This is a genomic window from Domibacillus sp. DTU_2020_1001157_1_SI_ALB_TIR_016, assembly GCF_032341995.1.
Classification (GTDB): Bacteria; Bacillota; Bacilli; order Bacillales; family Domibacillaceae; genus Domibacillus; species Domibacillus indicus_A.
This window is the reverse complement of record NZ_CP135439.1, coordinates 1,680,244-1,692,884: the sequence shown is the minus strand read 5'-3', so window position 1 is coordinate 1,692,884 and position 12,641 is coordinate 1,680,244. Positions and strand designations below refer to the sequence as shown.

General features: G+C 45.3%; 15 protein-coding genes. 5 read left to right on the top strand and 10 right to left on the bottom strand.

Annotation, left to right across the window (positions count from 1 at the left end; all coding sequences use genetic code 11):
• Nucleotides 1-134: 134 nt before the first annotated feature.
• The 4 genes from RRU94_RS16500 to RRU94_RS16485 are packed head-to-tail and all read right to left on the bottom strand — an operon-like array spanning nt 135 to nt 1,916.
• A complete protein-coding gene (locus RRU94_RS16500; RefSeq protein ID WP_315695866.1) occupies nt 135-806 on the bottom strand; it encodes an LrgB family protein in 672 nt (223 codons plus the stop codon).
• Nucleotides 803-1,171, bottom strand: a complete 369-nt coding sequence (locus RRU94_RS16495) for a CidA/LrgA family protein (protein WP_315695864.1) — start codon at nt 1,169-1,171, stop codon at nt 803-805. Before RRU94_RS16495 ends, RRU94_RS16500 begins: the two co-directional genes overlap by 4 nt.
• 6 nt (nt 1,172-1,177) lie before the next feature.
• Entirely contained in the window at nt 1,178-1,528 is a 351-nt protein-coding gene (locus tag RRU94_RS16490; RefSeq protein WP_315695862.1) for a MaoC family dehydratase, read from the bottom strand.
• Entirely contained in the window at nt 1,521-1,916 is a 396-nt protein-coding gene (locus RRU94_RS16485) for an FAS1-like dehydratase domain-containing protein (RefSeq protein ID WP_315695860.1), read from the bottom strand. The genes RRU94_RS16490 and RRU94_RS16485 overlap by 8 nt, the downstream gene beginning before the upstream one ends.
• Nucleotides 1,917-2,247: 331 nt before the next feature.
• Here RRU94_RS16485 and RRU94_RS16480 point away from each other — a divergent pair, with 331 nt between their 5' ends.
• A complete protein-coding gene (locus tag RRU94_RS16480; protein WP_315695858.1) occupies nt 2,248-2,925 on the top strand; it encodes a hypothetical protein in 678 nt (225 codons plus the stop codon).
• A 205-nt stretch (nt 2,926-3,130) separates the two neighbouring features.
• Here the strand turns inward: RRU94_RS16480 and bioB are convergent, their stop codons facing one another.
• Nucleotides 3,131-4,123, bottom strand: coding sequence for a biotin synthase BioB (bioB, locus tag RRU94_RS16475; protein WP_315695856.1), 993 nt, complete (start codon nt 4,121-4,123; stop codon nt 3,131-3,133).
• 173 nt (nt 4,124-4,296) lie between these two features.
• Between bioB and yidC the strand changes: the two genes are divergently transcribed.
• The 4 genes from yidC to RRU94_RS16455 all read left to right on the top strand — a co-directional run bounded on the left by yidC (nt 4,297) and on the right by RRU94_RS16455 (nt 7,577).
• Entirely contained in the window at nt 4,297-5,058 is a 762-nt protein-coding gene (gene yidC, locus RRU94_RS16470) for a membrane protein insertase YidC (protein ID WP_315695854.1), read from the top strand.
• 150 nt (nt 5,059-5,208) lie between these two features.
• Entirely contained in the window at nt 5,209-5,910 is a 702-nt protein-coding gene (locus RRU94_RS16465) for a 5-bromo-4-chloroindolyl phosphate hydrolysis family protein (protein WP_315695852.1), read from the top strand.
• The gene (locus RRU94_RS16460; protein WP_315695850.1) at nt 5,855-7,036 is read left to right on the top strand and encodes a toxic anion resistance protein; all 1,182 of its coding nucleotides are present in this window, start codon (nt 5,855-5,857) and stop codon (nt 7,034-7,036) included. The genes RRU94_RS16465 and RRU94_RS16460 overlap by 56 nt, the downstream gene beginning before the upstream one ends.
• 376 nt (nt 7,037-7,412) lie before the next feature.
• Complete coding sequence (locus RRU94_RS16455) at nt 7,413-7,577, top strand: hypothetical protein (RefSeq protein WP_315695848.1); 165 nt, start codon at nt 7,413-7,415, stop codon at nt 7,575-7,577.
• A gap of 53 nt (nt 7,578-7,630) precedes the next feature.
• Here RRU94_RS16455 and RRU94_RS16450 read toward each other — a convergent pair whose 3' ends face one another.
• The 5 genes from RRU94_RS16450 to RRU94_RS16430 form a co-directional block, all read right to left on the bottom strand.
• A complete protein-coding gene (locus tag RRU94_RS16450; protein ID WP_315695846.1) occupies nt 7,631-9,517 on the bottom strand; it encodes a vWA domain-containing protein in 1,887 nt (628 codons plus the stop codon).
• A 1-nt stretch (nt 9,518) separates the two neighbouring features.
• Entirely contained in the window at nt 9,519-10,394 is an 876-nt protein-coding gene (locus RRU94_RS16445) for an ATP-binding protein (RefSeq protein ID WP_410493048.1), read from the bottom strand.
• An 88-nt stretch (nt 10,395-10,482) separates the two neighbouring features.
• A complete protein-coding gene (locus RRU94_RS16440; RefSeq protein WP_315695842.1) occupies nt 10,483-10,938 on the bottom strand; it encodes a Rok-like winged helix domain-containing protein in 456 nt (151 codons plus the stop codon).
• Nucleotides 10,939-10,967: 29 nt separating this feature from the next.
• Nucleotides 10,968-11,177, bottom strand: a complete 210-nt coding sequence (locus RRU94_RS16435; RefSeq protein ID WP_315695840.1) for a DUF6501 family protein — start codon at nt 11,175-11,177, stop codon at nt 10,968-10,970.
• Complete coding sequence (locus RRU94_RS16430; protein WP_315695837.1) at nt 11,174-12,622, bottom strand: NAD(P)H-hydrate dehydratase; 1,449 nt, start codon at nt 12,620-12,622, stop codon at nt 11,174-11,176. Before RRU94_RS16430 ends, RRU94_RS16435 begins: the two co-directional genes overlap by 4 nt.
• Nucleotides 12,623-12,641: the final 19 nt, after the last annotated feature.

The window sequence follows — 12,641 nt, the reverse complement described above, 5'->3', positions numbered from 1 at the left end:
ATTGATTTATACTTTTATTATACGCCCTCTTTATGGAAAGTCTATAGAAAAGTTGTCACAACTTTTTGTCTGTTTTTAAAGCGTTCCCACATTTATTCCACAAAAAAAGATGACGAGTCAAGCTCGTCATCTTGTTAAAGAAAAGGAAACAGCCAGGGCAGAACAAGCGAGGTAATAATGGCAGAGACGCCCATTGCAGCGCTGGACACCGTTCCTTGAATGGGTCCTTCCTGTACAGCCTGGCTTGTTCCGATACCGTGGGAAATGGTGCCGATACCGAGGCCTCTTGAAAAAGGATCATGTATGTTAAACATCGTTAACAAAGGCGGGCCAAATACCGCTCCGAAAATACCAGCTGTGATGACAAAAGCCGCGGCCAGTGCCGGATCGCCGCCAATAATCACAGCCGCTTCCATCGCTACGGGCGTTGTCACGGCCTTTACAGCAGCGGTCGCTTGAATAGTTCGGGAGAGGCCAAATGAAGAAGCCATCCAAACAGCCGATACAATCGTTGCGAATGTACCGACAATCAAGCTGGTGGCGGCTGGAAAAAAGCGCTCACGCAGTACAGCCCGGTTATGATACAGCGGCAGAGCAAGTGCTACGGTTGCCGGACCGAGCAAAAAGGTCATAATTTCTTTTGCTGGTGTATATTCTTCATACGATACGCCCGAGGCCGCCAGCAGGCTGATGATCACCACAGTTGATGTAAAAACGGGCGTTGTGAAAGGAGATGGAAACCGCAAAGCGGCCCATCGCGCCAGTCGATAAACAGCAATGGTTACAATGATGTAAATAACAGTCATGCTTTTTCCCTGCTTCTCTTCGCCAATGCACTAGAAAGTCCAGAGGTAATAAGAAGACCCATAACCGAACTGCCGGCAATCACTGCTATAAGGGCAGCGCCGCCTGATCGGATCAGATCCCCGTATGTGATTAATCCGGCTGCAATTGGAATAAAAAAGAAAGCTAAATGCTTGTTTAAAAAAGCAGCTCCACTTTCGATCATTTGAACAGGAACCCAGCTCTTTGATAGAAGAAAAAGCAGGATCACCATGCCGGTAACACTGGCTGGAATCGGAATATGCAGCCAGGAAACAAAAAACTCAGATCCATAATACAAAGCGGACAGAAACGCAAGCTGAAAAAGAAAAGCGGCCGCTTTTTTCATCTTTCTTCACTTCACTGTAAAGGTGCCTTTCATTTTTATTTCGCCTTTCTCGTTTTGGACTGTTACACTGCCTTTGCCTGCTGCCTCATCCATCCAGCTGCCTTTGACCACAAGCGGCTCGTCGGGATACGTCATCGCCTGAAAGCGGGCCTCGTAGGAGGTTAAATCGCCTGCCTCCCATTCACGGATCGCACGGCTTCCAAGCGCCATTACGAGCATTCCATGTGCAATACAGCCCTTCAGCCCGGCTTTTTGTGCATAATCAGGGTCCGTATGAATCGGGTTAAAGTCACCTGAAGCGGCTGCATACTCACGAATTTCTTCTGCAGTAATTGTCCAGTAAAGAGGTTTAAACATGGGCTGCTCCCTTCTGTTCAATCAAGGTCGAACGCGATATAACGGCTGGATGGTTTTCTTTTAAATAAACCGTTTCAAGCTTTGCAAACGTCATGCCTCTTTTGGACGTCCGTCCTGTCATATACACAACGGCTTCAATGTGGTCACCTGGAACGATCGGTTTTATGTATTCATAAGACTGGCTGCCGTGCAGCACACAAGCAGGGTCAAACTGGAGAAGCTCCGTCAATTTTTGAAAAGACAACCCGCCGTGAAAATCAAGTACAGTGAGAAACGTTGGCGGTATCTCACTCCCCGTATCGGCAGCCGAAACCGCTTGTTTAAATGCAAAAACTTTCTCCTCATCCACCGTGCAGGAATACCGGTACAGCTCTTGTTTTTCTTTCATGCTCTCACCCTTTCTTGGAATGATTTTACCATATCTGTATGTAAAAAAGGTCCATGAATATGTAACACTGAATCTATAATTATTAAAAATTAGACAGTATTAATAACGACGACACATGCTGTTTAACAATGTAAATTAGCGGTGTATCAACAATTTTGTTGATACACCTTTTTTTGCGTTTTTTTCACCGTTTTGTCACTACATTTATCACTTTTGCTATACTACTAACACAGGGAGGATAAAAATGAATTTTACACACTTAGCCATATGAAAATTACTGACAACATTTATTACGACCACTTTGGCATCAATATTTTTAGCGTTTTACGATATGGCTGAAGAAACTAATTTCATATATGATTTGGGAACTAACTTTCTTCTTTTGTCATCTATGTTCTTCACGTACATCGGTGCAATTGTTCTTGTTTATGGAAATATTGTTTCTCTTGTCATTGAGTACTTTCACAAAAAATGGTTTAAAAATCAAGATTGGTTATATATAGTCATTCTTAGTTTGTTTGGTTTAGCAAATGGCATTTTATTTCAAGATTTGATTTTTGCAATTTATGGATTAGTAGCTGCTCTGTTATACGCGCTAATAGATAAATGGGTAGAGAAGAGAATGGAAAACCAAAAGAGTATAAAGATAATCTGGCTTATTCCTTTTATTCTAGCTTTTATCGGCTGGCTGTATTTTTATATTTCTTCGCCTCCCGTCCCTCCTTTTACAAAAGAAGAAGCTGTTGAGTTTGCGACCAATGACAATGAGACTGTTATAAAGAGTTTTCCTAAGGAAGTTGGCAAATGGGAAGGAACCATCCAAGGTTATAACGTAGTTAGAGAAACAAGCGTAAAAGAACTGGAACCTGAAGTATATCTTGTTACTTTTACGGAGCATTGGAGTAAAGAAGCTGCAAGTGATTCTTGGTCTTTGTCCTATAAAGTAGACCGAGGAAGTTTGTCTGCTTATGATGAGAAGGGAAAGGAGCCACCCTACTACAATGACTAATTTCTTTTAAAAATAAGACTCTGATTAAGATAATTACTTTTTCTGAAAATAAAAAAACAAAAAGTTGTCGTGATAAGAGAAGTGGGAATCCCACTCCTCTTTTTTTCTTTTTATTGTTAAACAACATGTAGCTATTTTTATTTTAAGCCTTATAACTCACTTTTCTTGTATTTCAGTAAAAGAATTCATGGACCTTTCTGGTCTATTAAACAGGAGCCTGCTCGTGCGCCTGCTCTATTTCAAATCCCATATCCTCAATCATTTTATGATCTGCTGTGACCTCCTGGCCGGGAGTCGTCAAATAGCTTCCTAAAAAAATAGAATTGGCAGCGTACAAGCCAAGTGGCTGAACGGAGCGTAAATTCACTTCCCGGCCGCCTGAAATCCGGATTTCTTTTGATGGATTGATAAAACGGAACAACGCAAGTACTTTTAAGCAAAAAAGCGGCGTAAGCGGCTTAGCGTCCTCAAGCTTTGTACCCGGTATAGCATGCAGGAAATTAACCGGAATTGAGTCAGCATCAAGCTCCCTCAGGCTAAAAGCCATATTGATAATGTCTTCATTCGTTTCACCCATGCCGATAATGACGCCGGAGCATGGGGACATGCCGCTTTCTTTTACGCGGCCGACTGTTTCTGTACGATCGTTATATGTATGAGTAGTCGTAATCGACTCGTGATGGTTTTTGGATGTATTTATATTATGGTTGTACCGGTTCACTCCTGCTTCTTTCAGCTGTACAGCCTGCTCCGGTTTTAGGAGTCCCAGGCATGCACAAATGCGCATCCCATATTTGTTTTTTATCTCTTTTACCGCATCTGTGACAGTATCGAGTTCTTTTTTAGACGGTCCTCTTCCGCTCGCCACGATGCAGTAGGTATTTGCGCCAAGGGAATGGGCTTTTTCGGCACCGGCCACAATTTGTTCACGGTTCATCATCCGGTATTTTTGGATTGGAGCCGTTGACTGGGACGATTGAGAACAATAGCCGCAATCCTCCGGACATAAGCCGGATTTTGTATTGATGATCATATTCAGTTTGACTTTCTTTCCGTAATAATGGCGGCGAAGATGAAAAGCGCCCTCGAGCAGCTGCAAAACCTCTTCATCAGGACACGTTAAAATATTCTCTGCTTCCTCTTCCGAAAGCTTGTAACCTCCTAAAATCTGTACAGCTAATTGAGTCCATGTTGACATGGTAACCCCTCCTTTTTTTCCAGATTAAAGGATTGGTCTTTATTTTGTCAACCTAATAAAATTAAAGGTTTACATTTCGCCTTATAATTGATTAATTGTTTTTGCAGGAAAAAAGGAGTATACTTTTTTTGTCTAAAGCAACTAGCCTGCTAGCAGGCGCAGGAGGAACGAATTTGAAAAAACAATTAACGATTGCGCTTACTGCTTTATCGGCCGCTTTGTTATCCGGCTGTCAAAGCGCACAAACAGAAGGCCATTTTTTCCATGATTACCTCGTGAATCCGTTCGTTGAACTGATTCACTGGCTCGGCGAAATGTTTGGCAGTTATGGAATGGCAATCATCGTCATTACCATTGCGGTACGATTGATTCTAATGCCGCTTATGCTGAATTCGATGAAAAAGCAGGCCGCCATGCGCCACAAGATGGAAAAAGTAAAACCGCAGATGACTGATATTCAAGCACGATTAAAAGCAGCTAAAACACAGGAAGAACAGCGGAAGATTCAAATGGAAATGATGACTCTTTACAAAGAAAATGACATCAATCCAATGGCTATGGGTTGCCTGCCGATGCTTTTACAGCTGCCGGTCTGGACAGGCCTTTATTACGCCATTACCGTCTCAGAAGATATAAAAACGCATGAATTCCTTTGGTTCCGTCTCGGACAGCCTGACATTGCCATGGCCGTTATTGCGGGTATTATGTACTATGTTCAATTCCGTCTGTCCATGCAGACAATGCCGGCTGAACAGCAGCAGCAAATGAAATTTATCGGCCTGCTGTCGCCGATTATGATTTTGGTTTTCTCGTTTAACGCACCAGCTGCCCTTCCTATTTATTGGAGCGTCAGCGGACTGATCCTTATTTTCCAATCATGGATCGGGCGCAAATATTATCAGAACCACCCGCCGGCTGAAGAATCAGCAAAATAAGAAATGCCCCTTTTTTCAAAAAGGGGTTTTTTCATAGAAAAAAACGTAAACAATGGACTATAGATGAAACTTTTTCTGCGGCTTGTCCGTATAAAGAAACAAAATACGCTCATGTAAAAGAGCAAAATGATAAAATGGAGTGGATGAACGATGCGATATTCTTTTTATTGGTCCCGCCGCCTGGCCGTTTCACTCGCAGCAGCTCTCGTGCTGACAATGCCGCTTGATGGCTGGCTGTCATGGGCGGCATTCGCAGCCGGTTTTGCAGGAGTGTTTATGCTGTATACCAATTTCGGCAACAGACGAATCCAAAAAAAATATGGATTAAGCCGTAGAGAATATTACTATATACTTGATCAGCTAAAAGAAGCGAAAGCAAAGCTGTCCCGGCTGCAGCATTTGTTTTTAAAGGTACGGAGCCTTCGTTCTCTTAAACAAATGATTGAATTAAACAGTCTGGTAAAGCGTATTTATTCGGTTGTCAAAAAAGAACCGAAGCGGTTTTACGAGATTGAGCCTTTTTTCTATTCTCATCTGGATTCGGTAGTAGAGCTGGCCGAAAAATCAGCTCTTCTCTCAAACAAAAAAGTAAAAGGCCCGGACATGAAACGATCCTTGCTTGAAACGACGGAAACACTTGGTGATCTGTCCCAAACATTAGAAGCGGATCTTCGTCAAGTGCTCGCCCGTGATATTGAACACTTAACGATCGAACTCGATGTTGCCCGGCAGCGCACGGCTCAAACGAAAAAGATAATCGAACCTGAACAACCTGCTTTGAAAGGAGACAACGAAGATGAACAACGAACTACAGTCACAACCGGCACCCGTTACGGGCGCAAAAAACGATGATTTATTAAATAACCTGCTTGCTGATCCATTTGGGGACATGCCTTCTGCCCCGAGCGCAGCTGCCCCTTCTCCACAATCTAAACGGCTTGTTGATCTGCTTCCGGCTGAACACCGCCAAAAAGCAGAGCAGCTGGCCGCGCAAATTGAAGCTGGAAACCAGCAGGCGGTTTTTTCCTTCGGGACTGCTGCCCAAACAAAGCTGTCTGATTTCTCACACCATATGCTTGATCACGTACAGCGCAAGGATATCGGGCCGGTTGGCGATATTTTAAATGATTTAATGAAAAACTTAAAAAATGTAAATCCAGATGAACTGCGGGAGGAAAAGCGAAATGTATTTTCCCGTATGTTTGGCAAAGTATCGGATTCGGTACAGGAAGTGATGACGCGCTACCAAAAAGTCGGTGCTCAAATCGACCGCATCGGGGTCAAGCTTGAGCATTCCAAGCGCGGACTCATTGAAGATATCCGGATGCTTGAGCAGCTTTATGAAAAAAACAAAGAATATTTTCAGGCGCTCAATATTTACATTGCTGCTGGAGAATTAAAGCTTGAAGAAATCGAAACGAAAACGATCCCGGCGCTGCGCCAAAAAGCAGAACAGACGGGTGATCAAATGGATTTCCAGGAAGTCAATGATATGATCGCTTTTGCGGACCGGCTTGAAAAGCGTCTGCACGACTTGAAGCTGAGCCGCCAGATTACAATTCAAAGCGCGCCGCAAATCCGTTTGATTCAAAACACTAACCAGGCACTGGCTGAAAAAATCCAGTCTTCCATTTTAACGGCTGTGCCGCTCTGGAAAAACCAAATCGCTATTGCTTTAACGCTGGTCCGCCAGCAAAAAGCCGTAAAGGCACAAAAAGAAGTATCGAAAACCACGAATGACCTGCTGCTGAAAAACTCTGAAATGCTGAAAGTCAACTCGATCGAGACTGCCCGTGAAAATGAGCGCGGCCTTGTTGATATTGAAACATTAAAGAAAACACAGGAAAACTTAATTACAACGCTTGAAGAAACAATCCGCATTCAGCAGGACGGGCGTGCAAAACGAAAAGCAGCGGAAGACGAATTGCTTGTGATGGAAGACGATTTAAAACAACAGCTGCTGCGTTTAAAACAATAAATTCCAATACAAAAAAGCTGTTCCACATGGGAACAGCTTGAGACTGTCGACAAAGTCGTCAGTCTTTTTTTATGAAAGTTTTACCGCCGAAAACAGGCAGGAGACTTTTCGGGAAACATTCTTTCTTAAAAAGAACCGATAAGTGAAGCCTGCCGGACTTCGCGCACCTTAGGGCAGTGCAGAAGCCTCCTCGGCTGCGCTGCGGGGTCTCCCGACTCACTGTACTTCCCGCAGGAGTCTTCGTCCGGCCGGCTTTCCCATTTGTTTCGAAAAATTAGCAATGGGGGCATTTCTACATGCGCTTTTACTGATTTGGTGATAGGGCAAGTGTATTTATTAAGCTGTGCAGTCTTGTCTAACCGCACAGGCGGCGGGTGTGCGGCGAAGACTCCTATGGGACGAGCGGGCAGCTGAGACCGGTGAGAAGCCGCCAGGCGAAATCGGGCTCAGCGCCTGCCCCATGGAAAGCGGAGCTGCCTGGACGCCGCCGCTCCACCCCATTTATGTGTACGGTTATCAATATAATTTATCAACCGTCTGAAAGCTGTTCCATGATGGACTAGCTTTTTTGTTGGATTTTAATCCAATGATCGCTTAAATACTTTCAAACAGCAGCTTTTTTAAAATCGGCGTTAACACGTGAGGAAGCTCTGATACATCAGGGGCCATGATAGAGCCGTGCCCGTAAATGGTCTTCATTATCTGCCGGCGTGCTTCATCAAGCGCCTCTTCTCCAATAAACAGATTAAACACGGTCATCCCTTTTTTGCGTGCCATCATTACGGCTTCATGGGTATCAAGTACACCGTTTTTATCGTAATCAGCAGCGGACGGCTCTCCGTCTGAGAAAACAATAAGGAATTTTCGCGCTTCACTCCGGCGTTCCATTTTTTCAATGGCCAGTCGGAGGGCAAAGCCATCCCGGTTGTCTTCTTCAGGCCGAAGCTGCATAATGGCATAGCCTGCATCCTTTTGGTGGGATGCTTGAAAAGGCACAGCCGTTAAGAAATAATTCGGCTTCACTTCTTTTGAAAGAGGAGATGTATCCTCCCAAAAGCCGGTAATCTCATGCGGCACTCGAAGAGAAGACAATGTTTCATGAAACAGCACGGCGCTTTTTTTCACATCGTCCATTTTATCGTACATAGACGCAGAACTATCAATCAATAAATAAAAAGCAGCATCAATTTCACGGGACGGTTCCTGCTTTTTGTAAAACAGACGTGGATTCTCATCGGTAAAGAAGCGCGTCAGCTTGCGTCCCAGGCGTCCTGTTAACAAATCCGTACGCGGACTGGTTTTTTTCTTTTCAATCGATTTTTGAATCATCCGTTTCAGCGTCTGGACAACAGGTGCCGTTTCATCTCTCATCCGGCGGTACTCTTCCCGTTCTGTATCACTTGCTGTACGCGGCTTTTCGTAAATCGCTTTGGCGCCAATGTTTTCTTTTCCGTAATGCGCTTCATCTGCCTTGCTTTCTTCGTCACGCCGCTCGGCAAGCAGCCGGTTATATTGCTCACGCGAGGACTTCTTAGAGCGTCCCTGCACGGAAGCAAGGGCTGCATCCCCTTCGTCTCCTTCACGGGCTGTGTTGCCCATCATCGGTGTTTTCGTTCCCTGGTCAAGATCAAACTGCATAAAGGTACCGCGTGTTTCCTCTGATTCGCGGTGCCAGGTAGAGAACTGTTCGTCAAACTGCTCGTTTTCTTTTTCATCTGCCTCATCATCATTTACAAGCGGATCCTGCCGCTTTCCTGGATCCACCACGGCTTCATCCGCCGACGGCTCCCGGTAATCCGGAAGATGGCTGTACTTATTTACCATGCTGCGCAGCTCAAGCTCTTCTAATACCTCAGCGATCTCCCCGGCCACTCTGGCTGCATCTTTTGTCGACCGTGCATCAAACAGCTCTCTGGCAGTGCGATCGATAAACGGCACGGCACGGTCTACAGCTGGATGAATAGCCGGCCATTCAAAAGGGGCATCTGCCTGCCATAGAACAAACAGAGCGTTAAAAACGGCATCCATGTAAAAGCCTTTGGATTGATTCACCGACAGCTGTACTTCATGGTAACGCCGCAGCACCTGGCGGCGGGTATGAAAAGCTCTTTTTGTTCCTGGGCGCGCCCCCATACACATAGGCTCTAAGCGAATATCTTCGGCAGCGGCAAGCAGCTGCCGGGCGAAATCTCCCCTAAACCGGGCCATAAAAGACCGGATGACCGCTTCGTCCGTCCACTGAATCGTGCCAAGTGCACGCAGGTAAACGTCCGTTTTTAATCCCGCTGTTTCTTCTTCTTTGGAACGATGGTGCCAGAAATGGCTGGCAAACAGAACGGCTGGCGTTTTTTGCAAATAAGCAAGCGGGCCAAATTCCACTTTTAAATCCGGATTTTGAGACAGAGCCGCAGCAAGGTCAGACAGTTCCATCCAAAAAGCGGAGTTGACTGTTTCGTCATTAAACTGTATGAACCGTTCCATGTTAGGCGAACCATGTTTCCGCCGCGTTTAGGACTGCGGCTTTTTCGCGTTCATCGTCAAGCTTACCGGCAATCGCGCTTTCCACGGCCCGCATTGGCGGCATGTAAAGAGCCAGGTCGCATGCATCCACCAGCGCGCGGATCGAAGAAGCTTCTTCCGGCAGACGGCCGCTTTCAACAAGTGTCGTTAAGTCACCGGACAGAGAAACGAATTTCTCAAGCATCGCCTGATCCTGGAGAACAGACTGCTGCTTTAATACCTGCAGCAGGATATCTCCTGAAATGTACGGAATCTCAAATACGATAAAACGGTTTTTCAGCGCTTCATTCATCGGGGCTGTACCTGCGTACCCTTCGTTCACCGCAGCGATCACACTGAATGTCGGCTTTGCAGTCACGACTTCTCCTGTGAACGGATTCGTGATTTGACGGCGATAGTCCAATACACCGTTTAAGATCGGCAGCGTTTCCGGCTTCGCCATATTAATTTCATCAATATATAAAAGATGTCCTTTTTTCATCGCTTGAATAACAGGACCTTCCACAAAATCAATTTGTGTTTTGCCATCTGCCTCGACAATCGTTTTAAAGCCAAGCATCGCCTCGGCGTCCAGATCAATGGAACAGTTAATACTGTGAACCGGCTGGCCAAAAAATGCAGCAAGTGATTCTGACAGTTTTGTTTTTCCAGAGCCTGTTGGCCCTTTCAGCAAAATGTTTTTGCCAAGCGCTAAAGAAATAACCGTATCTGATACGATCTCTTCACTTTGGGCTATATAAGAATTGGACTGTGTATCTTCTTCGAGTCCAAACTGTTTTTTTCTTTCATGAATGATCGACTGAATCGATTCTGGCAAGGTTGTAATGTTCAAAAAAATCTTCCTTTCTCATAACTGTGCACGCTTTATCATACACCTGAAAAGGCATACAACGCAAAAAAGCGAACTGTCCGTCCGCTTTTTTGCATTATAAATCATATTCGTAAATGTAAAGACCCCGCCCAAGCTTGCGGACATGTGCATTTTCGCGCTCAAGACTATTCATAAAAGTGGTCATGTTTGCAATTTTCTTGCCGGACTGCTCCTCTACATAACGCTGCAGCTCGATGCCGCGAATAGGCGTATTCTGCTTTTTCAAAATGCGGATGGTTATATCGCGAAGCTCTGTTAACCCTTCGCTCCGGCGTCCTCTGCGTATTTTTGGCGGTGCTCCAACTGTCGTAACAGCTGTTATATCAGCCGCAGCTGTTATGTCAGCAGCAGCAGCCGTTATGTCAGGCCTGTGATTCTCTTCTGTTTCATCCAGTTCCTGAAGCCGCGCAAAAATCGCTTCCCGTTCTTTTTTAAATTCCTGCATTACTCGAACTTCCGCATCCGCTAATTGATCCAGCCTGATCTTTAAGGCCATGCGCTCGTTAAACATTTTTCTGCCCCCTTACAGCTAACATTCGTTTATCCCGTTACTTCTTCAAAATAATCTTTGTAAAAGCCGGAAACACGGCCCTTATTATCTACTACAAAATAAAATTCCTCGGTTTCGTTTTTTACCTCATAAACGTTTCCTTTTGTCAGCGCATTTTCAACAACATACTTTTTGGCGTCTGTATGAACGCATTTTACCTGTTTAATCGGTTTTGTTTTGTCCCAGTTTAAATGAATCATGTTTCGTTGGTCTCCTTTATTATTTCATTTATTGCATCCGGAATCAGCTCGTGAATACCAAGGGGGCGCATCGCTTGGGCCGGACGAAGCTGTTTCCAATGATCCGCACATTTTCCGTGCAGATAAACAGCATCCGCGACAGCGGCCTTAAGATCAGGATTACGCATGATAAGCGCCAGCATCACACCTGTCAGTGTATCGCCACTTCCGCCTTTAGACAACCCTTCATTTCCTGTTTGATTAACAAAGCCGCTTCCATCCGCGAATGCTATGACGGTATATTCCCCTTTTAACACAACCGTTACGCCGTGTTCGACTGCATATGCCGAGGCTTCCTGCAGCCGATTTTTTTGAATAAAGCCAACCGGTTTTCCGGTCATCCGCGCAAACTCACCAGGATGCGGCGTTACTACTACTGGGCACCTTGCTTCCTTGTAGCTCCGCGGCCCCAGTGCACCTGCATCTAAAATGACCGGCTTCTCCTGCTGCAATAAATGCTGAACGATCTCTTCCATTTCTCCGTCTGCTGCTCTGCCACAGCCGGCAGCAACCGCTTCGTATGGATGATTGTCGTCTATTCCTTTTTTAAAATGATACATTGCTTCCGGCACATGAGAAGCAATGACCGGGACCGCTTCTTGATCCGTCTGCACGGTCAGCTTACCTGCTCCGCATGACACAGCTCCTAATGCAGCAAGCGCTGCACTCCCAGGCATTTCACCGGTTCCGGCTACCAGGAGGCCATGGCCAAATGTGCCTTTATGGGTATTATGCGCAAGATGATAAAAAGAACGGGAACGAGGAGCCGGCTCGTACACCTTCCAATTTGATGTGTGTATGAGTCCAATGTCGACAATTTCAGTTTCTCCATAACAAGCCGCCGCAGGGTATAAAAACCGGGACGGCTTGTACCCATGAAGGACGTACGTTTTGTGTGCATGAAGGACGGATTCATCACAGTCCCCATTATCAGAAGCTGTACCCGTCGGCAGGTCAATTGAGATAAGATGCTTCTTTTGCGCATTTATCCAATCCACACAGTCCCGGATTGCTTTTGATAGCGGCAGCCGCGTGCCAGCGCCTAAAAGCGCATCGACGACAATAGAGGCCGAAGTAGCTGGCAGACCCGTTTCATAGGAGTATCCGCACGTTTCGTAATACATTAAATGCTGCTTTGCTGGACCCGTTTTTGGCAGTCCGTCTGGAAAGAAAAGATGACAGGCAGCCCCGGCCCGCTTTAAGTAACGTGCGAGCACAATACTATCACCGCCGTTGTTTCCTTTCCCGGCTAAAATAAGAAATGAATGGTCACTTATTTTATAAGAAGAAGCTATTTTTTTCCATAAACCAGCTCCAGCAAGTTCCATTAACGTAAAAGAAGACATCCCATTTTTATCAGCCAACTGGTCTGTTTTGCTTATATCACTACTCTTATAAATATACAACAAATTACCTCCTTTATCA

What these genes read in the sequence shown, in the direction of transcription:
- RRU94_RS16465 (WP_315695852.1), top strand. Translation starts at nt 5,209, where the DNA reads ATGCGATATTCTTTTTATTGGTCCCGCCGCCTGGCCGTTTCACTCGCA.
- RRU94_RS16485 (WP_315695860.1), bottom strand. Translation starts at nt 1,916, where the DNA reads ATGAAAGAAAAACAAGAGCTGTACCGGTATTCCTGCACGGTGGATGAG.
- bioB (WP_315695856.1), bottom strand. Translation starts at nt 4,123, where the DNA reads ATGTCAACATGGACTCAATTAGCTGTACAGATTTTAGGAGGTTACAAG.
- RRU94_RS16495 (WP_315695864.1), bottom strand. Translation starts at nt 1,171, where the DNA reads ATGAAAAAAGCGGCCGCTTTTCTTTTTCAGCTTGCGTTTCTGTCCGCT.
- RRU94_RS16460 (WP_315695850.1), top strand. Translation starts at nt 5,855, where the DNA reads ATGAACAACGAACTACAGTCACAACCGGCACCCGTTACGGGCGCAAAA.
- RRU94_RS16500 (WP_315695866.1), bottom strand. Translation starts at nt 806, where the DNA reads ATGACTGTTATTTACATCATTGTAACCATTGCTGTTTATCGACTGGCG.
- RRU94_RS16435 (WP_315695840.1), bottom strand. Translation starts at nt 11,177, where the DNA reads ATGATTCATTTAAACTGGGACAAAACAAAACCGATTAAACAGGTAAAA.
- RRU94_RS16440 (WP_315695842.1), bottom strand. Translation starts at nt 10,938, where the DNA reads ATGTTTAACGAGCGCATGGCCTTAAAGATCAGGCTGGATCAATTAGCG.
- RRU94_RS16480 (WP_315695858.1), top strand. Translation starts at nt 2,248, where the DNA reads ATGGCTGAAGAAACTAATTTCATATATGATTTGGGAACTAACTTTCTT.
- RRU94_RS16450 (WP_315695846.1), bottom strand. Translation starts at nt 9,517, where the DNA reads ATGGAACGGTTCATACAGTTTAATGACGAAACAGTCAACTCCGCTTTT.
- RRU94_RS16490 (WP_315695862.1), bottom strand. Translation starts at nt 1,528, where the DNA reads ATGTTTAAACCTCTTTACTGGACAATTACTGCAGAAGAAATTCGTGAG.